The organism is Mesorhizobium sp. B2-3-5 (assembly GCF_006442395.1).
Taxonomy (GTDB): domain Bacteria; phylum Pseudomonadota; class Alphaproteobacteria; order Rhizobiales; family Rhizobiaceae; genus Mesorhizobium.
Genome location: NZ_VFVX01000008.1, coordinates 125941 through 145549 on the forward strand (window position 1 = coordinate 125941; position 19609 = coordinate 145549).

Annotated in this window: 19 protein-coding genes and 1 pseudogene; 5 read left to right on the forward strand and 15 right to left on the reverse strand. The window is 63.9% G+C overall.

Translation table 11 applies throughout. The annotated features are described in order from the left end of the window. Positions 1-55: 55 nt before the first annotated feature. Complete coding sequence (locus FJ958_RS12340; protein ID WP_140742903.1) at positions 56-478, forward strand: hypothetical protein; 423 nt, start codon at positions 56-58, stop codon at positions 476-478. Positions 479-858: 380 nt separating this feature from the next. Here FJ958_RS12340 and FJ958_RS12345 read toward each other — a convergent pair whose 3' ends face one another. Then, the gene (locus FJ958_RS12345) at positions 859-1212 is read right to left on the reverse strand and encodes a cupin domain-containing protein (RefSeq protein WP_140691636.1); all 354 of its coding nucleotides are present in this window, start codon (positions 1210-1212) and stop codon (positions 859-861) included. A 135-nt stretch (positions 1213-1347) separates the two neighbouring features. Beyond that, a complete protein-coding gene (locus tag FJ958_RS12350; RefSeq protein WP_140742905.1) occupies positions 1348-2358 on the reverse strand; it encodes a sugar-binding transcriptional regulator in 1011 nt (336 codons plus the stop codon). A gap of 157 nt (positions 2359-2515) precedes the next feature. On the opposite strand from FJ958_RS12350, the gene FJ958_RS12355 reads away from it, so the two are divergent. Further along, positions 2516-3316 (forward strand): hypothetical protein, encoded by an 801-nt coding sequence (locus tag FJ958_RS12355; protein ID WP_140742907.1) that lies wholly within the window; start codon positions 2516-2518, stop codon positions 3314-3316. Between the two features lie 23 nt (positions 3317-3339). Here the strand turns inward: FJ958_RS12355 and ptsP are convergent, their stop codons facing one another. From ptsP to FJ958_RS12380, 5 genes are all read right to left on the reverse strand, one after another. Further along, positions 3340-5325, reverse strand: a complete 1986-nt coding sequence (gene ptsP, locus FJ958_RS12360; protein ID WP_140742909.1) for a phosphoenolpyruvate--protein phosphotransferase — start codon at positions 5323-5325, stop codon at positions 3340-3342. Between the two features lie 159 nt (positions 5326-5484). Further along, complete coding sequence (locus FJ958_RS12365) at positions 5485-5865, reverse strand: PTS glucitol/sorbitol transporter subunit IIA (RefSeq protein WP_140742911.1); 381 nt, start codon at positions 5863-5865, stop codon at positions 5485-5487. A gap of 27 nt (positions 5866-5892) precedes the next feature. Continuing rightward, positions 5893-6894 (reverse strand): PTS glucitol/sorbitol transporter subunit IIB, encoded by a 1002-nt coding sequence (locus FJ958_RS12370; protein WP_140742913.1) that lies wholly within the window; start codon positions 6892-6894, stop codon positions 5893-5895. Between the two features lie 16 nt (positions 6895-6910). Next, entirely contained in the window at positions 6911-7678 is a 768-nt protein-coding gene (locus FJ958_RS12375; protein WP_140608745.1) for a PTS glucitol/sorbitol transporter subunit IIC, read from the reverse strand. A gap of 52 nt (positions 7679-7730) precedes the next feature. Then, the gene (locus FJ958_RS12380) at positions 7731-8168 is read right to left on the reverse strand and encodes a transcriptional regulator GutM (protein WP_140742915.1); all 438 of its coding nucleotides are present in this window, start codon (positions 8166-8168) and stop codon (positions 7731-7733) included. A gap of 190 nt (positions 8169-8358) precedes the next feature. Between FJ958_RS12380 and FJ958_RS12385 the strand changes: the two genes are divergently transcribed. Both FJ958_RS12385 and FJ958_RS12390 read left to right on the forward strand, forming a co-directional pair. Continuing rightward, positions 8359-9000, forward strand: a complete 642-nt coding sequence (locus FJ958_RS12385; RefSeq protein ID WP_140742917.1) for a hypothetical protein — start codon at positions 8359-8361, stop codon at positions 8998-9000. Positions 9001-9106: 106 nt separating this feature from the next. Then, positions 9107-9781, forward strand: coding sequence for an HAD family phosphatase (locus tag FJ958_RS12390; protein ID WP_140742919.1), 675 nt, complete (start codon positions 9107-9109; stop codon positions 9779-9781). Positions 9782-9785: 4 nt separating this feature from the next. Here FJ958_RS12390 and FJ958_RS12395 read toward each other — a convergent pair whose 3' ends face one another. The 5 genes from FJ958_RS12395 to FJ958_RS12415 form a co-directional block, all read right to left on the reverse strand. After that, complete coding sequence (locus tag FJ958_RS12395; protein ID WP_140742921.1) at positions 9786-10961, reverse strand: DUF930 domain-containing protein; 1176 nt, start codon at positions 10959-10961, stop codon at positions 9786-9788. A 213-nt stretch (positions 10962-11174) separates the two neighbouring features. Next, positions 11175-12590, reverse strand: coding sequence for a pyruvate dehydrogenase complex dihydrolipoamide acetyltransferase (locus FJ958_RS12400; RefSeq protein WP_140742923.1), 1416 nt, complete (start codon positions 12588-12590; stop codon positions 11175-11177). Between the two features lie 3 nt (positions 12591-12593). Next, complete coding sequence (locus FJ958_RS12405) at positions 12594-13592, reverse strand: alpha-ketoacid dehydrogenase subunit beta (RefSeq protein WP_140742925.1); 999 nt, start codon at positions 13590-13592, stop codon at positions 12594-12596. Then, positions 13592-14620 carry a thiamine pyrophosphate-dependent dehydrogenase E1 component subunit alpha gene (locus tag FJ958_RS12410; protein WP_140742927.1) on the reverse strand — a complete coding sequence of 343 codons (1029 nt, stop codon included), beginning with the start codon at positions 14618-14620 and terminating at the stop codon, positions 13592-13594. The genes FJ958_RS12405 and FJ958_RS12410 overlap by 1 nt, the downstream gene beginning before the upstream one ends. 2 nt (positions 14621-14622) lie before the next feature. Next, entirely contained in the window at positions 14623-15951 is a 1329-nt protein-coding gene (locus FJ958_RS12415; RefSeq protein WP_140742929.1) for an NAD(P)H-dependent oxidoreductase, read from the reverse strand. Between the two features lie 298 nt (positions 15952-16249). Here FJ958_RS12415 and FJ958_RS12420 point away from each other — a divergent pair, with 298 nt between their 5' ends. After that, positions 16250-16489 (forward strand): phosphopantetheine-binding protein, encoded by a 240-nt coding sequence (locus FJ958_RS12420; RefSeq protein ID WP_140742931.1) that lies wholly within the window; start codon positions 16250-16252, stop codon positions 16487-16489. Here the strand turns inward: FJ958_RS12420 and FJ958_RS12425 are convergent. The 3 genes and pseudogenes from FJ958_RS12425 to FJ958_RS12435 form a co-directional block, all read right to left on the reverse strand. Then, positions 16434-17195 carry a phosphodiesterase gene (locus FJ958_RS12425; RefSeq protein WP_348642203.1) on the reverse strand — a complete coding sequence of 254 codons (762 nt, stop codon included), beginning with the start codon at positions 17193-17195 and terminating at the stop codon, positions 16434-16436. The genes FJ958_RS12420 and FJ958_RS12425 overlap by 56 nt on opposite strands. 54 nt (positions 17196-17249) lie before the next feature. After that, positions 17250-18284, reverse strand: a pseudogene (locus tag FJ958_RS12430) (LacI family DNA-binding transcriptional regulator); the annotation flags it as partial. 337 nt (positions 18285-18621) lie between these two features. After that, positions 18622-19410: a 3-hydroxybutyrate dehydrogenase gene (locus tag FJ958_RS12435; protein WP_140742933.1), complete on the reverse strand. Its 789-nt coding sequence runs from the start codon at positions 19408-19410 to the stop codon at positions 18622-18624. Positions 19411-19609 lie beyond the last annotated feature (199 nt).

A 19609-nucleotide genomic window follows, 5' to 3' on the forward strand; every position in this document is an offset into this window, starting at 1 on the left:
GGGCCTGTCGTTATCTCGGAAAATGAGGACAAACTGGCTCAACAGGAGCTTGACCATGAAACACCAGACACTCGAACAACTGAACGTTATCGCAGAGGTGAACGCGGAATTTCCAACAATGACGCGCAGACAGCGCCTGGAGCGCTGGGCAAATCTCCTCGAGCGCCAACCGGAACGATGCCTGAGCGCGCTTCCCGGCACCGAATACATGAGTGCCAGGGAACGCAACGAAGCGCATTGCCTGGCATCGCCGATCAGCATTGCGTTCGAAGATCCGATCCTGCGGGCGCAGGGCCTGGAAGACGACACCTACGGCGCGGCGCGGCGTTTTTTTGAACTGTCCAACTGGCAATTGCATCGCATCGTTTGCCATTGTCATGTCGGTGCGACGATGAAGGCCGGATGGGTCGCACTTGGTGTGCGGGCCGCCATGAATGACGGTGTCTTTGCCAAGCTTAGAGCCCTGTTTAGGGGTTGAGACAAAGCAGGTCGACGGGCCGGTCTCATGGCGGCGACAACGGGCGCCATGGTCCCTTCAGTTGACCTGCTACGATCGCTCGACCGAGTGTTTACTTGTTGCGTCCGGTGCGTCCAATCCTTATCGCCGCGGCGGCGCATCCTCATGTCTGCTCGCGGCCTCCGAATGCGGTGCGGTCCGTTCTTCCTGAACCACGGAAACGGAGGAAGCGTAATCAACCTACTGAATGCAACCGGGAGTCAGGACGTGGCTTCATCGCGAGCATTCGGTCGTTGAACGGGGGCACTGAAGTAACCTCTCGAAACCAATGAGACAAAGAAAAAGCCCGCCATGGCGAACCATGACGGGCTTCTTCATGTCTCGAATGCGATCGGGCCGCCTCAGCCGACCCTGACCACGAAATGCTTGGTCACCGGCTCGATGATCTTCCAGGTGCCCTTGAAATCGGCTTCCACCACGAAGGCATCGCCAGGACCCACTTCGACCGGCGTGCCGCCATCGGGCGTGATGATGATGCGGCCGGCGATCATGTGCACGAACTCATAGTCGGTGTAGGTCGCGTGATAGGTGCCGGGCGTCGCCCGCCAGGTTCCCGACATCACCTTGCCGTCCTCTGTCGTGTGCTGGACGGCGGTTTGCATGGTCGGTCTGCCTTCGACCACGATCCAGCCGGGCAGATCGCCGGCGTCCGCGTGCTCCACCGCGCCAAATTTAAGGATCGTCTTGTTCGTCATGCCGGGCTCCGTTTGCTTCATCTGTCCGACAGGTCGGATAGCCGATGCACATGACGGGAGCAATGCGTGCACGGCGAAAACCACTGGGGTTAGACAGCACAGCTGGGCCTGGCCGGACTGTGCACCTCGGCTCCTTCAGTTTTCGCCGACCGCCTCGAGCATGCGCCTTGCGCTCTCCTCGTCGGTGATCAGGATTGTCGGCGCGATCAGGTTCATGGCGCCGAGCAAGGCCTCGACCTTCTCCTCGCCGCCGGAAGTCAGGATACGGATCGGCGCCTTGCGCAACCGGTCGACATCCACCGACATCACCAGGGTGTTGATCGGATGATCGACCAGGTCACCATTGCGGTCGAAGAAATGAAACAGGAGATCGCCGACAGCCCCGCGCGACACCAGCGCCTCGCGCTCCGCCTCCTTGAGGAAGCCACCGCGATAGAAGGTGGTCGCCGAAGCAATGCCGCCGATGCTGACCAGCACGGCATCGAGCGTGTCGGCCATCTCGAAGATCTCCTGCAGGCCGCAACGCTCGACCAGCGCGATCTTGGTCTCGACACTGTCGACGACAGCCGGCGTCGGGATAAGGTAGCCGTCGCCCTGGAAGACCTGGGCGAAACGCCAGGCGAACTCCGCCGGATTGTAGCGTCGCGCGACGCCGACGCCGCCCAGCAGTGAAATGACCTTGAAATCGGCAAGCGACTTGGCGCTGATGAACGGCAGGCTCGAGAACAGCGTCCGGCCCCAGCCGACGCCAACGCGCATGCCCGACTTCATCGTGTCGGACAGGAAAATGCCGGTCTTGGCGCTGATCGCGGGGATCGGGTCGGCATTGGGGGCGGTGAGCGGCGCCACCAGCGCCTGCTGGAGGCCGAACGTCCGCTCCAGCGCGCGCTCCAGCCGCACGATCTCCGACAATTCGCTCTCGATGGTGATCTTCACCTCGTTGCGCGAGCGCGCCTCCGCCAGCATGCGCACGATGGTGACGCGGCCGACGCCGAGCACATCGGCGATCTCGTTCTGCGTCATCTGCTCGACGAAATACATCCAGGCGGCCCGAACCCTGAGACGATCCGTCCGGCTTTCGGCGACGACCTGCTCCGTCGCCTCGGCCTCTGTCCGCCCCTCGTCGGTCTTTCGTCGCCTGCCCAAATCATCCCTCCCCCGCGGCGCCGGACATATGCGCCGTTGCCGATTCTGCACGCTGGTCTAGTATCGCCTATTGATCTACCAATCGATAGGAACAATGTAGGGTGCGTGGCCGGCCCCTTGCTGGCGGCCCTCCACGGCACTTTCGAGGCAAACCGCGATGCTGCGACAAATCTCCGAAGACGTCCGCGTCAACCTGAAGGACCGGTTGCGGGAGATCCGCGATCTCATCCGCCAGAGCCGTCATGACGGCCGCGGCGACGCCAGCATCCTGCGCGAAGCCACCAGCCATTTGCCGCCGTTTCCGGGCAAGGGCATCGAAGGCCTGCTCAGCCATGCCGCGAGCGCCGTCGACGAAGCGCTGTCGATCGCCGAATCCTTTGTCCTGCATGAGCGCCCGATCAAGGTGGACGGCACGACCGTAAAAGGCCTTGGCACCTATTTCCCGACCGGAAACGAAGAGCGGCAGTTGAGCGCCGAGCGCCTGTTCCGGCGCGACATGTACTACCTTACCAAGGCGGTGCTCGCCGGGCTGAAGATCGACAATGCCCGCATCCATGAAGCCGATTTTGCCGCCGCCCACACCGCCATGCGTAAGCGCCATGGCGATCTCCTGGCCGCCCTGGCCGCGCCCGATGCCGGACTGCAGGCGATCGCGGCCACCTGCGCTGCGCTGCTGGTCGAGTTGCTCAACCAGCGTCCGGTCCACTTTGACGAAGCCGCGCCGGAAACGGCGGCTACTGGCGGCTGGGCACTCGACATAAGCTGCCTGGCGCCGGTCGTTCTGGCCTGCGGCCTGGCGACAACCGGCCGCGACGGCGCGCCGGAGCCGGACATGCTGGAGATCGCGATACTGGCAGCCGATATCCGTCACGACCGCATTGTGCAGGCCTGCGCCAAGGCAAGCCCGGTCGACGAACTGAGACCTGTCTTCGCCACCTTGCTTGCCCACTTGCCGTAAGCTCCAGCAGCGGTTCCGGAACTCTATTCCCCGGCCACCATGGCCGTGATCGTCTTCTTGGCGCGCTGGATCGAGGCCGGGCTCATCGAAAGCTCGGTCAGGCCCATCTTGATGAAGGCCGGGATCAGATCCGGCCGGCCCGCCGCCTCACCGCACATGCCCACCATGATGCCGGCGGCGACCCCTGCCCTGGCCGTCAGTTCGATCGCCGACAGGACAGCCGGATTGGTGACGTCGTTGAGCTTCGCCACAGTCGGGTTGAGCCGGTCGGCGGCCATGATGTACTGGGTCAGGTCATTGGTGCCGATCGAGAAGAAAGCCACCTCCTTGGCCAGCGCCGGCGCGATCAGCACCGCGGCCGGAGTCTCGATCATCACGCCGAGATCGAACGTCGCGTGCGGCACGCCTTCCGCCTTCAGTTCGGCGGCGCATTCATCGACCAACACCCTTGTTCGCCTCACCTCGTCAATGTCGGCGACCATCGGCAGCATCACCTTGACGTTGCCATGCACGGCTGCTCGCAGCAGCGCCCTGAGCTGGCGCTTGAAGATATCGGGCCGGTCGAGGCACATTCGGATGCCGCGCCAGCCGAGGAAGGGGTTCTCCTCGTCGGGAAACTCGATGCCGGCGATCGGCTTGTCACCGCCGATGTCGAGCGTGCGCACGATGACAGGATATGGCGCGAAGGCCTTGGCCAGCGCCGCATAAGTCTCGGCCTGCATGTCTTCCGAGGGAAGGTGCATATGGCGCATGAACAGAAGCTCGGTGCGGAACAGGCCGACACCCATGGCGCCGGCCTCCTGGGCGGCCTCGATTTCTTCGAGCGAGCCGATATTGGCCGCGACCTCGATGACCCTTCCGTCGGCGCGCTTCGGTGTCACCGTCTTGAAGGCGGTCAGGCCGGCACGCTCCTTTGCAGCCGCTTCGACGCGGCCGGCGAAGTCGGCTCGAGTCGCCGCGTCGGGGTCGATGATCACCTGCCCGGTATTGCCGTCGAGCGCCACATGGTGAGCCGTGCGCAAGGCGTTGATCTGGTCGCCAAGGCCCAGCACCGCCGGGATGCCGTGTGAGCGGGCGATGATGGCGATATGCGAGGTGGCGCCGCCATGGCCGCACACCACGCCGCCGATGCGTTTCAAGGGCGCGCGCGCCAGATCCCAGGCGCCGATGTCGTCGGCGATGAGGATGGCGCCCTCGGGGATGTTCTCGAGGCTGACGTCGTCCTGCCCGAGCAGCACCAGGCAGATCTGCCGTCCGACCGCATGGACGTCGTCCGCCCGCGCATTGAGATAGTGATCGTCGACGGTGCTGAAATCGGCGGCGATGGTGGAGGCGGCGGTGATGATGGCCGAGATCGCGTCATTGCCGCCCTTGATCGCCTTCTCGGCCTCGCCGGTCAGGCTATCGTCCACGGCGATATCGCGAAGCGCCGCGACGATGCCGCGGTCGCCGGCCGACAGGCTGTCCTGCGCCAAGGCCCGGTCCATGCGCGCCTGGACGGCGGCGACGGCGGCGCGGAACCTGTCGATCTCAGCGGCGATCTCCTCAGCCTGCAGCATGTGGCCCTGCCCGGCGATCTCCGGCGGGAAATGCGCGAAGGCCGGCCCGATGGCGACGCCCTCGCTCGCGGCGACACCGCGCAGGCCATTTGCCTGGCTGGGTGCGGAAGATGCCGATTGGGGCGCTGCTGCGGGTGCCGCCGCCTGGCCGGCGTCCTTCGCCGGGCTCTGCGGCTCCGCTTCGTCGTCGAGACCCGCCTTGGGGTTCTCGAGATAGCCTATCAGCGCCTCGATCGCCTCGATGGCGTCGGCGCCGTTCGCCCGCACGGTGACTTCCTGGTTTTCCTTGACCGCCAGCAGCATCAGCTTGACTGAGCTCTTGGCGCTGACCGCCTTGCCGTCCTTGATCAGCTCGACATCGGACTCGAACCCCTTGGCGAGCTTGACGAACCGCGTGGCGGGACGGGCGTGCAAACCTTCATGCACTCTGACGATGGTCGAGCGTTCCATGGCAAATACTCTGCTTTTCCTAGAGCAATTCGGCGTTTCAAGGGAACGGCGAGCTGCTCTAACTCTTTGTTTTGACGCAATTCCGGACGGAAAACCTTTTCGCACTTTTCCTGGAATTGCTCTGGCGCCGTGACCAGACAGGTCGTGGCGCGCGTGCTTTCAGGCGGCGATGGTGATGATTGCGTCCGTCTTCAGGGCGGCCACGAGCGCTTGGGCGTCGACCTGCGATGCGCAGATCTCGCCCGGCCTCTCGGCCTCGGTGGCGCCGTTGAATGAGATGACGACGTGGCCCATCTCGAGGACCTTGCTCCAGGCGCTGGAGCCAACCGCTGTTATAACGGCTGAAACCGGACCGACAGTGATCGAAGCGCCCTTGGCGGGCGCTCCGTCACTTGGTCCCTGCTCCGTCTTGTGCAGGACGGAGACTTCGGCAAGCTCCGGCGGCGAGCCATCCGCAAACAGGATGACCACGCCTCCTTCGGCAAGGTCCGCCACTTCGGGCCCGATGGAAGTGACCCGTGTTCTCAACAGAACCGTCATGTGGCGAACCTCATTTCCTTACTCTCTTTAAAACACGATCAGGCTGACGACCCAGGCAATCAACACCGAGACCGGGCCCATGATCTGGCGGCTGATGAGCACCGCCGGCACGCCGATTTCGATCGTCTTCGGCTTGGCTTCACCGAGTGCCAGGCCGACTGGCACGAAGTCGCAGCCCACCTGGGTGTTGTAGGCAAACAGCGCCGGCAGGGCCATTGCCGGCGAAATCGTGCCGTTGGCGATCTGCGGGCCGATGATGGCAACACCGATGACCTGCGCGATCACAGCGCCTGGCCCGAGGATGGGCGACAGGAACGGCAGGCCGCAGATGGCCGATATGACCAGCAGGCCGACGATGTTGTTGGCCAGCGGACCCATCGGCTGCGCCAGCACGTCACCGATGCCGGTGTAGAGGATCAGGCCGATGAGCATCGTCACGAAGGCCATGAACGGCAGCACGTTGCGCACCACCTGGTCGATCGTGCGCCGGCCGGCATTGAAGAAGATGCCGACCACACGACCCATGGCACGACCGATCGTGCTTATGAAGCCTATCAATCCGCCTTCGCTCGGCAGCGGCTGCGCCGCCGCCGCTTTGGTGTTGCTTGAACTCATCGATGCTGCTCCCCCCGCAGTGGTGACCGCCTCGGATCCGTCCGCCATTGTGACGTTGGCCGGCTTCACGCCCGAAACGTAGATGTCCTCCGTGATGAACTGGGCGAGCGGCCCAGCCTGTCCGACCGGCGTCAGATTGACGGTCGGGATGCGCTTGCGCGGATAGACGCCGCATCTGGCGGTGCCGCCGCAGTCGACGACGACGACAGCCATCTCGCCTTCGATCGGCGGTGCCTTGAAGCCGTCGACGGCCTCTGCGCCGGTCATTTCGGCAATCAGCTGCGCCACCGGGTGAATACCGCCGCCGGTGACGGAGACGACCTTGTTGCGCTGCTCGGTCGGCTCGATGACGAGCGGACCCCCCCAACCTGTGGAGCCTCGGGAGATTTTTACGGCTTTGTATGTCTTGGCCATGATGTCCTCCCCGCCCTTACAGCTCGACGCCCTGGCGGCGTGCCATGATGGCGGTGATGCGCTCGGTCAGCATGCCCTTGAGCAGGATGACGACGAGGCCGACGATGGCGTACCAGATCGCCACCTTGACGTGGTAGCCGGCGACGACGACGCCCCGCTTCTCAAGATCGAGCAAGGCCACGAGCATGCCGCCCCAGACGAAATATTCGCCAGGGTTGATGTGCGGGAAAAGGCCGAGCGGCGGGTGCACGTAGGATACGGCCGCGTCATAGAAGGCCGGCTTGTGCTTTTCTTCCAGGAACGAGCCGAAGGTATAGGCCATCGGGTTGGTTAGGAAGAACACCGCCAGCAGCGGCAGCACGGTGTAGCGGGTCAGCGCGATGCGGCCGGCACCACGCGCCAGACCGTGGACACGCTCTTCGCCGACCAGCTCGGTGACGGCGTAGAAGGCTGTCATCAGCACGACAAGTGTCGGGATGATGCCGGTGACGAAGCCGGCGAAAACCTCGCCGCCCTTCTGGAAGATGCCGATGAAGTACTTGCCGATTGCAGTGAGCCAGCCAAGCTGCTCTTCCTGCTGCACGTTTTTCAGCTGTTCCTTCAGCTGATCGGCGGTGACCGGGGCGCTGTCGGTCTGCGCCTGCGCCAGAACCACGAGATGATCGGAAGCATGCTCGACGGCGAGCTTGCCATGCAAAGCAGCATCCGAGACCATGGCACCCGCGACATGCAGATTGTGCACGGCCATGTCGGCATGCTGCGCCAACAACGAAAATACAGACATTTCTCCTCCTTATGCCGCCCGCCGGTTGAGCCCAGTCGGTGCGCGGCGTCCTCTAAGCCCTTGCTACATTCAAGCCGGACAGGCCCGGCTTCTTCCCCGGCTCTGACCGTGCTTTGTCGATCTGTTCGATCGCCCGCTTCACGGCCTCGGCCACACCGGGTTCCCCCTCCCCCATGATCGCAGGGTTGGACCGGAGTCGATCGAGGGGAACACCCTCGAATTCTTCATGTCGCTTGAATTTCGTGAAGACGGATCGCCCGCTCATCACCATCATGCGGCGCACCGTCAGGTCGGGCGTCACCACGACGAGCGCGATGGTCCCCTTGGCCAACCGGCCGCGAAAATTGCCGGCTCCGACGAAGCCATCCCTGTACTGGTCGGTGACACCGCGGAACACATCCGAATAGTGCCGCATCTGCAGCCAGACGCCGAGCGACTGCAGCGCCCACACAATAACCAGCAGAAGCAGTCCCCACTGCCAAATCGCCATTCGGTTCTCCTCCCGAAGCCTTCGTCGAAGCGCACCTTGGACCGACGCGCGGCAACAGCAAAGTGAGAACATTTGTTTCCGCGAATGTCAATATGTATGATATTGACCGCATCAGCTCATCCACAGGGCCGCCGGCCGATTTCGGCGGCGGCACGGCTGTGCTAGCCTGTCACCAAACGGGATGCATGCAATGGAACTGCCCTTCAGGGACGAACTGGTCCTTATGCCCGACCTGCGCCACCGGTTGCGGCAGTTGCGCTGGTTCCGTGCCACCTTCCGCGGCAGTGCCAAGGTGGTTTCGGACACGTTCGGCGTGCGTTTCGAGATCGACGAGGCGAAGCTCACCAGGGCCTTTCTCGACTGGGTCGAGATCATGGAAGCGCAAAAGCGCTTCGCCGAAGTCGACCGTGCCGACTTTATCGTCTTTGCCGCCGGCCTCGTGCTGCGCGAACTGATAAAGCAGGCGCCGGCCAGGGAAATCTCCGGCCTCGCGCAACTGACCGAAACAGAGCAGAATGCCAGCACGCTGGAGATCATCCGCTTCTGGCCGGAGGGCTTCCTCTACACCAACTACTGCGTCTCTGCGATTTCAGCCATCTACGAGCAGGAATTCGGCTCGGCACCCAGCATCGACAAATGCGCCGACGATCTGCGTACTTGGTGGTCCTATCGCGAGAACGTCACCGAGATGCCCGCCTATGCGGTGGCTTTCCTCGACCGCTTCCTCGGCGCCGAGCCGAACTGGATCACGCCGGACCGCGCGCAGTCAAGGCAAGCCATGCAACGGGCGCTCGGCTCCTCCCGCGCCAGCGATGCGTTGCGCCGGCTTTGAAGGCCCTTCGGCTTTATGCTCCAAAAGTCCTCAAACCACCGCGCTATTGAACATTTGACTTTTTGCCGATAGCGATGTGCGAAATCTGACTTGAGGAGACAAGCGCGTGGCGAGACCAAGGCCTATCATTTTCGATTGCGACGGCGTTCTCGTCGACAGCGAGCCCCTGGCCGCCCGCGCTTATGAACGGGTCTATGAAAAACATGGCATGCCCGGTGTTCACGGCGGCATCATCGCCCAGTGCATCGGCATGAAGCAGTCGGACATCATCGTCAGGATCAAGGAGTTGACGGGCCATCAGTTTCCGGCCGCGGCCGACGGCGACATCTGGGCCGAGACCAAGGTCCTGTTTTCCGAGGAGTTGAAACCAACGCCCGGAATTTCCGCCTTTCTCGAGGCGCTTGCCGGCGACCGCTGCGTGGCATCGTCGTCGTCGGTCGAGCGCATAAACCACAGTCTGGCGGTGACCGGGCTGGCCCGCTTCTTCGGCGATGCGATCTACAGCTCCTCGATGGTCAAGAACGGCAAGCCCGCGCCGGACATCTTCCTGTTCGCCGCGGCAAAAATGGGCGCCAACCCGGCCGATTGCATCGTCATCGAGGATTCGCCCTTCGGCATCCAGGGCGCGGTCGCCGCCGGCATGAGGGCGATCGGCTACACCGGTGGCGGCCACACCTATGCCGAGCATGGCGCACGACTAAAGGCGGCCGGAGCCGACTTCGTCTGCGCCGACTGGCGGGAAGTCAGCCGGCAACTATCCGGACTCGGTGTGCCGGCCTGATCCGTTACCGGTTAGGCAGTCCAAGGCGGGTCCATTCTTCGGGCGGGATCGTAGGCCCGACACGGAAGGTGAAGGACAAGACCCTCGTCGCATCGGGGTCGACCTCGCACCGGAAGCTCAGATGGTACCATTTTGTAGTTGTGCGGAAAGCGACATCCGGGGCGTCGAGAATATTGCCGGCCTTCAGCGGAACACTTGGGATCAACTCGGGAAAATAAGAGGCGTCCACCAATTGCTGGTCCAACGCGCTGGCGCAAAGTCTGGCAGCACGCTGACCGCGAGGCATGCCGTCCATTGAGGTCACGGCCAGCGCATCACCGGTCGCGCCCTGCGAATAGAGCCTGCGAACACCCGGAAGACCCGAGTAACTCGGCGATGCGGCAACAGCTGCGTCCTTGGAACTTGACCTCCCGGCGCTCCCGCTTCGGGAGTTCGAAACCTTTGCAGGATTGGGCTTCGGCGCGTCCGCGGGTTTGGGCGTAGGCGCTTCCGCCGATGTGGGAAGCTCGATCTCGCCGTCGCCGCCAACGGCAGCCAACGGCGTTGGCGGCGTCGCCGCCTGCTTGTCGGCGTCGTGCGCTTCCGCCTCTTGTTTGTCTGCCTGCTGTTTAGCTAGGTCCTGGGTTGAAGTTGCCTGCTTCTCCTGTGCGGGCTCGGCATCCTTCGGCGCGGTTATCGGCTTCTCGCTGGCCTTGGCTGAATCTGCCCGCTCTTCGGGGGCTGCCGGCGCGGCGGTTTTGTTCTCTGCATCCTTCGGCGCGACAGGCGGCTTCGCATCCTCGGCCGGCGACGGCGAGTTGTCCTGAGCGCTGGCCCCATCCAGGGATTTCCTGGGGCCGGTGTCCTTGGCGCCGAACTGAAAAACAGGTTTCAGCACCTCGATTGGCGAGGGCTTGCGAGGCAGTTCCGGCGGAGGCGGCTTTTCAACCTTCTGCTCGGGTGGTTTTTCAACCTTCGGTTCCGGCGGCTTTTCCTTTGGCGACGGCGCAGGGGCAGGTTTCGGTTTGGGCTGATCGGGCGGAGGGACGATCGCGATGTTTACCGGTTGCTCCTGCTGCGGCTGTTGGGGAGGCCTCGGCAGGCTGTAGACCAGGAGCGCTGCGATCAGCGCATGCAGGACCAGCGATGCGGACAAGCCCCATAGCAAATTCCGACGCCACTCTCGTGTCTCGTCCTTCATGCTGACCGATGTGGAATGAAATGGCGGCGGCTTCAAGCATAGGCATCGGATTGGTTTAATTTAACCGCTGACAGCTTGGTGATCTGGATGGACACTGGCAGGGCCGCGCCCCCGGAGACGGGCGCCACTCGACGATCCGTTGCAAGTGACGCCGCCTGGCCGGCAACGCGCCCAATTCCAGGAAAACCGCTGCGCACCTTTCCTGGAATTTACCTAGACCAGCATGCCCATCGGGTTTTCGATCAGCCGCTTGAAGGCGACGAGCAGTTCCGCACCCAGCGCTCCGTCGACGGCGCGATGGTCCGTCGACAGCGTCACCGACATCACCGTGGCGATTTTGATCTCGCCATTCCTGACCACCGCCCGCTCCTCGCCGGCACCAACCGCCAGGATCGTCGCATGCGGCGGGTTGATGACGGCGGCGAAGTCCTTGATGCCGAACATGCCGAGGTTCGACACCGCCGTGGTGCCGCCCTGATACTCTTCCGGCTTCAGCTTGCGGCTGCGGGCACGGCTGGCCAGATCCTTCATCTCGTTGGAGATCACCGACAGCGTCTTTTCGTCCGCCCTGCGGATGATCGGCGTGATCAGCCCGCCGGGGATCGACACGGCGACGCCGACATCGGCGTGCTTGTGCTTGACCATGGCGCCCTCGGTCCAGGAGGCGTTGGCATCCGGCACCGCCTTCAGCGCCATGGCCATGGCCTTGATCACCATATCGTTGACGGAGAGCTTGTAGGCCGGGGCCTCCCCCTTGTCGGTCTTCCTCGTCGGCGCTGCAGCATTGAGCTGCGAGCGCAGCGCCAGAAGCGCGTCGAGCTCGCAATCGAGCGTCAGGTAGAAATGCGGGATGGTGGTCTTGGCCTCGACCAGCCGCCGCGCGATGGTCTTGCGCATATTGTCGTGCGGGACGAGATCGTAGGAGCCTTCCTCGAACAGACGGAGCACGTCCCCCTCCCCCTTGAGGGGAGGCTGGCCGGCCAGAGGCCGGTCGGGTGGGATCGGTTCGACCGGGCTCGGCGCTAGGGAGGTGCCTTCTGAGGCGACCCCCTCCGTCCGCTTCGCGGACACCTCCCCCTCGAGGGGGGAGGAGATCGCCGCTTCGACATCGGTCTTCGTTATGCGGCCATAGGGGCCCGTGCCTGATATGGCGGAGAGACTCATACCCGCCTCACGGGCAAGGCGGCGGGCCAGAGGCGTAGCGCGGGTTCTCCCCTCCCCCTCGAGGGGAGGGTGGCCGGCCGCAGGCCGGTCGGGTGGGGTCGGTTCGACTGGGCTTAGCGCAATAGCAGTGCTCGGCGCCAGGGAGGTGCCTCCCGCGGCGACCCCCTCTGTCGACTTCGTCGACGTCTCCCCCTCGAGGGCGGAGAGCGGCGCCCCATAAGCCTCGCCATCGGCATAGATCCAGGCCACCGGCGCGCCGACAGGAATATCGATGCCTTCCTTGCCGGTGACATCGCGCAGGATGCCGCTGGCCGGCGCGTCGATCTCCATCGCCGCCTTGTCGGTCTCGATCTCGAACAGCAAATCGCCCTTTTTGACCTGCTGGCCTTCCGTGGCGAACCAGCGCGAGATCTGTCCGGTCGCCATGTCCATGTCGACCTTGGGAAGAATGACTTCGGTCGGCATCTTTCAGCGAACCCCTTTCACGAGGTCGCGCGCGGCGGTGATGATGTCGGGAACCTGCGGCACCGTGGCCTTTTCGAGCTCCGGATTGTAGGGGATCGGCGTCTCCGCGCCGCCCAGCCGCACGATCGGCGCATCGAGATAGTCGAACGCCTCGCTTTCGGCGATCATGGCGCTGACCTCGGCACCGATGCCAAGCGTCTTGACCGCCTCGTAGACGCACATCAGTCGCGACGTCTTCTTGACGCTGTCGACGACGGTCTGCCTGTCCATCGGCCGGATGGTCCTGAGGTCGACGACTTCGACGTCGATGCCTTCGGCTTCCAGTGTGGCGGCGGCGTCGAGCGCCTTCTGCACCATGATAGAGGTGGCGACGATGGTCAGGTCCCGGCCCTCGCGGCGGATGTCGGCCTTGCCGATCGGCACCGTGTAGTAGCCTTCGGGAACCGGCCCCTTCGCCTTGTAGAGCAGCTTGTGCTCGAAGATCATCACCGGATCGGGATCGGCGACCGCCGCCAGGAGCATGCCCTTGGCATCATAGGGCGTCGCGGGCTGGATGACCTTCAGGCCCGGCACATGGCCGAGCCAGGCCTCGAGGCTCTGGCTGTGCTGCGCGGCGGCACCCGTGCCCGAACCGGCTGGGAAGCGCATCACGACAGGCACCGAAACCTCGCCGCCCAGCATGAAGCGCATCTTGGCGGCCTGGTTGACGATCTGCTCCATGGCGAGCGTGGCGAAATCGGAAAACTGGAACTCGAAGATCGGCCGCATGCCGGTAAGCGCCGCACCGACCGCGACGCCAGCGCCACCCAGTTCCGAAATCGGTGTGTCGATCACCCGCTCGGTGCCAAAACGATCGACCAGATCGCCCGTCACCTGGAAGGCGCCGCCATAGACGCCGATATCCTCGCCCATCAGGAAGACGCGTTCGTCCATGTCCATGGCGACCGCCATGGCCTCCTGGATCGCCTGGGCGTAGCTCAGTTCACGCACCATCGCGTCCATCACGCCTGCTCCGTATACACGTAATTTCCGGTCTCGCGCACATCCGGCGACGGGCTCACCTTGGCGAACTCGATGCCATCGGCGATTTCCCGCGCCACCGCCTCACGAATGGCCTCGATGCCCGGGCCGTCGATGAAGCCGAATTCCCGCAGCTCGTTCTCGAACAGCGTGATCGGGTCGCGGTTCGACATCCAATCCTCGATCTCCTCCTTGGTGCGATAGCGGTTGCGGTCGCTCTTGGAGTGGCCGCGATGGCGGTAGGTCTTGGATTCGATCAGCGTCGGCCCCTCGCCCGCCCGCGCCCGCTCGACGGCCTTGTGCGATGCCTCGGCGACTTCAGAGAAGATGTTGCCGTTGACGATGACGCCCGGCATCGAATAGGCGGCGGCACGGTCGGCGATGTTCTTGACCGCGGTGGAGCGGGCCGTCGATGTCGACATGCCGTAGCCATTGTTCTCGCAGACGAAAATAACCGGCAGCTTCCACACCGCCGCCATGTTCAGCGCCTCGTGGAAGGCGCCCTCATTGTTGGCGCCGTCACCGAAGAAGGAGACAACGACCTTGCCGGTCTTCATCATCTTGGACGAGAGTGCCGCGCCGACGGCGATAGGAATGCCGCCGCCGACGATGCCGTTGGCGCCGAGATTGCCCTTGGCGACATCGGCAATGTGCATCGAGCCGCCGCGCCCCTTGCAGTAGCCGGTGGTCTTGCCGAAGAACTCGGCGAACATGCGCTTCACCTCGGCCCCCTTGGCGATGCAGTGGCCGTGGCCGCGATGTGTCGAGGTGATCTGGTCATCCTCGCCGAGCGGCATGCAGATGCCCATGGCGCTGGCTTCCTGGCCGATCGACAGGTGCATGGTGCCGTGGATCAGGCCACGCATGTAGCTTTCCTCGGCGCCCTCTTCGAAGCGGCGAATAAGATACATCTTGTAGAGCACCTGCTTGAGCTGTTCGGCGCTGTACTGGCGATAGACGAAAGGCAGGTTGGCGCGGCTGTCCGCGACGGCTTTGCTGGCTCCGGCCATGATCAGGCTCCCACGGTTCCATAGACAAGCTTGTCCTGGCGGGCGCGCAGTTCGGCGATCTTGGAGCCCGCGGCCGGGGCCGCGTTCGCATAGGTGATGAGCTCGCCCTTCTTGATCGGCGCCGTCACCGAACCGCCCTGCAGCAGGCCGCAAGGAATGGCCTTGGCGGCATGCGCCTCGGGCGCCGTCATGATCCAGGCGCGGTAGCAATATTCGCCGATCGCATCGAGCTTTTCGCCCGGCTGCATATCCTTCTTGGCCACCGCGCAGACCTCGGCCACCGGCTTCGCCAGCGGCACCATGTCGGCCTTGCCGTAGAGCACGACGCGGGCGCAGGTCAGCGGCACTTCCAGCGACGTCAGATGATAGGGGCGATGGAAGGTGAAGTATGGGCCCTTGCCCATCTTCAGATCTTCCATGCGCTCCGAGATACGCGGATGTGACATGTCGGCGACGACGAAAACGCCGGGCGCGACGCCCTTGCCGATCGAATAGTCGACGACGCCGACCCTGGACAGCACGCCGCCATCCTTCTGCGGCACCAGCACCTTGTTCAGTTCGCCGAGCGTCGCCGCCGGGCCATGCATGCCGGCCTTGTCCGGCACCAGTCCCGTGGCATTGGCGATCGCCGCCATCTCGACCATGGTCTTCGAGCCGTCGACGAATTCGACCAGCATACGCACATTCATGTGCCGGCGCCTGGCCTCTTCCTCATAGTCGGGCGGCGTCGCGTCGATGTTGAGCGGATTGTTCTTGCCCTTGCCGGCGGCGACGATCGGGTGGCCCATGGCCGAAACGAATTCGATCAGTTCCATGCAGGAGGACGGCTCGTCGCCGGCGCCCAGCGAATAGGTGACGCCGAGCCGGTCGGCCTCGCTCTTGAGGTAGGCGCCAATCGTGACGTCGGCCTCGACATTCATCATCACCAGATGCTTGCCGTGCTCCATGGCGCGCAAGCCGATCTCGGCGCCGACGGCGGGAACACCGGTCGCGTCGATGACGACGTCGATGAGATCATTGTTGATGACCAGGCTGGCGTCGTTGGTCACCGCCACCTTGCCGGCCTCCATGGCGGCCGTCATCGCCGAAGCGTTCGACACTTCGCGTGCATGCCCGGTTTCCTGGAAGGCGATGTCCACCGCCTTGCTGGCGGCGGGCAGGTTGAGCTCCGAGATGGCACCGATCTCGATGCCGGACATGTGGGCGACGCGGGTGACGATGTCGGTTCCCATTTCGCCGGAACCGATCAGGCCGATGCGGATGGGCTTGCCCGACTTGCCGCGTTCATCGAGATCGCGGGCAAGGCCCGTCAACGAAACATTGGAAGCCATACCGCTCGTTCCTCCCACATTGCAGGCTTGTTCAATCACCTGACGGGTATTGAACATCTGTATTTCTGTCAAGACTAATGTCCAAATTTGTGTACTTTTGCAGCACTTTCCCGGAGGGCTCGGGGACGTGAAAGAGAGGCCCGGGAAAGCCGGTAAATAGGGCGATCCGCCGGTTTGCTCCAGGCACCGCGGACAGTTCGCGGCCACACCTCCAGGGATGCACGGCGCAAGGGCTTGTTAGGGGCCGGTCCGCCGCGTAAAGCGCTTGCGGTGAACTTCCGTCGGTCAGGCTTTTCCGATGAATGTCCAACAACGGATTCGGCCTGCCGCATTGCCCGGCGACGGACCGGGACATTCGATTGCCGGCATCTTCGCCGCGGAATTGCAGGTTCCCTCCATCGGTCTCGACGACAATTTCTTCGATCTCGGCGGCGACTCGCTAAATGAGCGTCAGCACCGCGGTCCTGTCGGTGCCTCGCGCGTTATCCGGCGATCGGAAATTCGTGGAAATGCACGATCACTCCATCCGCGTCGATGAAGATGACGGCATAGGCGGGCGGCTCGTGGCCCAGGCTCCAGCTGTCGGAAAAATCGAGCGCGGTCTGGTGGTTGGTGCTGCGCAAAGTGCTGACCGGTATGCCGCGCCAGCTGCCGGCGATCAGCCGATGGACATGGCCGGCGAAGATGTGGCGGACATTGCCATGGCGCGCCAGGAGGTCGTGGAACGTATCGGCGTCGGCGAGCTTGACCGCGTCGAGCACCGGCATGTGTATCCGGAACGGCGGGTGATGCATGAAGAGAAAGACCGGCCGGCCATGCGCCTCTTGCAGCCGTTCGTCGAGCCAGTCGAGACGCGCCGCGCACAGCCTGCCCTCGACATGGCCACTGTCCAGCGTATCAAGCAGGATCAGCCGACCCTCGCTGCCGTCGAAAACGCTCTGCACGAACCCTTGCTCGGCGGCATGGGGGAACCTTTCAAGGAAAAGCACACGGTCGTCGTGGTTGCCGAGCATCAGCCGGCAGGGCCGAGAAAATTGCGCCAGCCTCTCCTGCAACGCCGCATAGGCGGTGCGCTCGCCATCATTGGTCAGGTCGCCTGATATCACCACTAGATCGGCATCGGCATGGTTTTCGCCGATATCCGCCAGGCAGGCGTCCAGTCTGGCAAGCGGATCGGAGCCGTAGAGAAGGCCGCCCGGTGCCATCAGATGCGGGTCGGAGAGCTGGATGATCTTCATGGGCATCGACCTTTGGCTGACGATTTCAGGAGGAACTGTCTGGAAATCGGCCGCATGATGCGGGACAAAACTGCCGCGCACGACCAGCGGCACGCTCAGACGCTGGCGAATGGGCGCCAGATCCGGTTCTCGTTGTCGCAGGTCAAGTAACGCGACGGCCCTGGCGGCCATGGTCTCCGGATCCTGGCGGAAGGTGGTCAGCGGATAGGCAAGCCAACCGGCCTCGGGAACATCGTCGAAGCCGACCACGCAGAGATCGCTGGGAATGTCGAGCCCGGCCTGACGGGCATGGTCCATGACGCCGAAGGCAATGAGGTCGTTGACGCAGAAAATCGCCTGTGGCCGGCTCTGGCCGTCGATCAGCGCCCTGCCCGCCTGCAGTCCGCCGGCATAGTCCGTATCCCTGCCTCGCGCGATCACGACCTCGGCGCCCAGGCGCGCCGCCTCGGCGCGGAAGGCGTCCTCGCGCTCGGTGATGGTGGGCGTGCCCGACAGCGATCCCGCCAGGCCAAGTTTCGTCATGCCGCGCGCGACGAACATCGCTGCCGCGAGCTTCGCCGCCGCGCCGCCGTCGGTCTGGATGTGATCGGCTTCCGGCTCGGAACGGCCGATGACCACAAGCGGCTGGCCGTTGCGCCGCGCAAGCTCGAAGAAGGATGATGGCGGCGAGCCGGACAGGATGATGGTCGCCTCGGCGCGATGGCCGAGCAGCGTCTTCTGGGCCGATATCAGCTCCTGTTCGGTCTGGCCGGTGTTGATCATCACCGGAACATTGCCGCGATGGATCAGGGCCTTGGTGAGCGCCGCGGCGAGATGGGCGCGAAAACCGACTTCCGGCTTGGTCACCACCAGCCCCACCAGCCGGCTCTGGTTGGCGAGCAGGCCGCGCGCCAGATCGTTGACCTGATAGCCGAGTTCCTCGGCCGCGCGCATGATTTTCTCGCGCGTCTCCCTGGCGACGCTGGCGCCCGGCGTGAAGGCACGCGACACCGCCGAGCGCGAGACGCCGGCCTGGCGCGCGACATGCAGGGCGCTGACCGAACGGAGCTTGTCCGAGATCTTGTCCCCCGTGGTCGAGTTCTTGTCCGCCGTCATCGGTTGACGCCCATGCTCGCGCTTAATTCGCCAATCCGCGACAGCACATCGGCCTTCAGGAACCGCTCGACGATCAGCATGAAGCCAATCGAAGCGCTTGCACAGCTGTGCATTGCGGCATGCAAGCTGCCCGCTCTCCGGGTTCCGGATAGGAGGTCCGGGTAACGGCTTGATGACGGTTTGAAGGGAAAGGCCTCTCTTCCTTCGCTAGCCGGTCACTCCACACGGCGCATCGCCGCGGATAACTCCCGATCCTCCGCCACCGCCGTCAGGATACAACCATCCCGCGGCGACGGGGGAACGCCTTTCAGGCCGTGGCCATGAAGCCGGAATTACTCTACTGCGCCGTCCAGCCGCCATCCATCGGCAAGGTCGTGCCGGTGATCTGCTTGGCCGCGTCCGAGCACAGGAACAGCGCCAGCGCAGCAAGCTCCTCGACAGTGACGAATTCCTTCGTCGGCTGTGCGGCGAGCAGCACATCGTGCTTGACCTGTTCCTCGGTCATGCCGCGCGCCTTCATCGTGTCGGGGATCTGCTTCTCGACCAGCGGCGTCCAGACATAGCCCGGTGCGATGGCGTTGACGGTGATGCCATCCTGCGCCACTTCCAGCGCCACCGTCTTGGTCAGGCCCGCAATGCCATGCTTGGCCGACACATAGGCCGATTTGAACGGCGAGGCGACCAGCGCGTGCGCGGAAGCCGTGTTGATGATGCGGCCCCATTTGCGCGCCTTCATGCCAGGCACCACCGCCTTGATGGCATAGAAGGCCGCGAGCAGATTGATGCGGATGATGGCTTCCCACTTGTCGTCCGGGAATTCCTCGATCGGCGCGACATGCTGGATGCCGGCATTGTTGACCAGGATGTCGAGGCTGCCGAACGCGGCCTCGGTGTCATGCACCATGGCGCTCACCGCCGCGCCGTCCATCATGTTGGCATCGGAGTAGCGGCACTTGACGCCGAAATCCTTCTCGATGCCGGCGCGCTCCTGCTCGATCGCGGCGGCATCGCCAAGGCCGTTGATGGTGACGTTGGCGCCCTCGGCGGCGAAGGCTCGGGCGATGGCCAGGCCGATACCGCTGGTCGAGCCGGTGACGAGGGCATTCTTCGAAGACAGGGAACCCATGATGATCTCGCGAGAGGAGGGAGGAGAATAGGAGCATATAATTGTGCGTCGCAGCATGACAATGACAGAGCCATGTGTCGATGCGATTACAGCCAGACGACAGCCCTGGTATTGCCCCGCGCGGTCCGGGACCGCGGTCGTCAGGCTGACACGGCACTGTCATGGTGCCGTGCAACATAATCGTGCGCATTCGCGCGGT

What these genes read in the sequence shown, in the direction of transcription:
- FJ958_RS12340 (WP_140742903.1), top strand. Translation starts at nt 56, where the DNA reads ATGAAACACCAGACACTCGAACAACTGAACGTTATCGCAGAGGTGAAC.
- FJ958_RS12345 (WP_140691636.1), bottom strand. Translation starts at nt 1,212, where the DNA reads ATGACGAACAAGACGATCCTTAAATTTGGCGCGGTGGAGCACGCGGAC.
- FJ958_RS12355 (WP_140742907.1), top strand. Translation starts at nt 2,516, where the DNA reads ATGCTGCGACAAATCTCCGAAGACGTCCGCGTCAACCTGAAGGACCGG.
- ptsP (WP_140742909.1), bottom strand. Translation starts at nt 5,325, where the DNA reads ATGGAACGCTCGACCATCGTCAGAGTGCATGAAGGTTTGCACGCCCGT.
- FJ958_RS12365 (WP_140742911.1), bottom strand. Translation starts at nt 5,865, where the DNA reads ATGACGGTTCTGTTGAGAACACGGGTCACTTCCATCGGGCCCGAAGTG.
- FJ958_RS12370 (WP_140742913.1), bottom strand. Translation starts at nt 6,894, where the DNA reads ATGGCCAAGACATACAAAGCCGTAAAAATCTCCCGAGGCTCCACAGGT.
- FJ958_RS12375 (WP_140608745.1), bottom strand. Translation starts at nt 7,678, where the DNA reads ATGTCTGTATTTTCGTTGTTGGCGCAGCATGCCGACATGGCCGTGCAC.
- FJ958_RS12380 (WP_140742915.1), bottom strand. Translation starts at nt 8,168, where the DNA reads ATGGCGATTTGGCAGTGGGGACTGCTTCTGCTGGTTATTGTGTGGGCG.
- FJ958_RS12385 (WP_140742917.1), top strand. Translation starts at nt 8,359, where the DNA reads ATGGAACTGCCCTTCAGGGACGAACTGGTCCTTATGCCCGACCTGCGC.
- FJ958_RS12395 (WP_140742921.1), bottom strand. Translation starts at nt 10,961, where the DNA reads ATGAAGGACGAGACACGAGAGTGGCGTCGGAATTTGCTATGGGGCTTG.
- FJ958_RS12400 (WP_140742923.1), bottom strand. Translation starts at nt 12,590, where the DNA reads ATGCCGACCGAAGTCATTCTTCCCAAGGTCGACATGGACATGGCGACC.
- FJ958_RS12405 (WP_140742925.1), bottom strand. Translation starts at nt 13,592, where the DNA reads ATGGACGCGATGGTGCGTGAACTGAGCTACGCCCAGGCGATCCAGGAG.
- FJ958_RS12410 (WP_140742927.1), bottom strand. Translation starts at nt 14,620, where the DNA reads ATGGCCGGAGCCAGCAAAGCCGTCGCGGACAGCCGCGCCAACCTGCCT.
- FJ958_RS12415 (WP_140742929.1), bottom strand. Translation starts at nt 15,951, where the DNA reads ATGGCTTCCAATGTTTCGTTGACGGGCCTTGCCCGCGATCTCGATGAA.
- FJ958_RS12420 (WP_140742931.1), top strand. Translation starts at nt 16,250, where the DNA reads ATGAATGTCCAACAACGGATTCGGCCTGCCGCATTGCCCGGCGACGGA.
- FJ958_RS12425 (WP_348642203.1), bottom strand. Translation starts at nt 17,195, where the DNA reads ATGCCCATGAAGATCATCCAGCTCTCCGACCCGCATCTGATGGCACCG.
- FJ958_RS12435 (WP_140742933.1), bottom strand. Translation starts at nt 19,410, where the DNA reads ATGGGTTCCCTGTCTTCGAAGAATGCCCTCGTCACCGGCTCGACCAGC.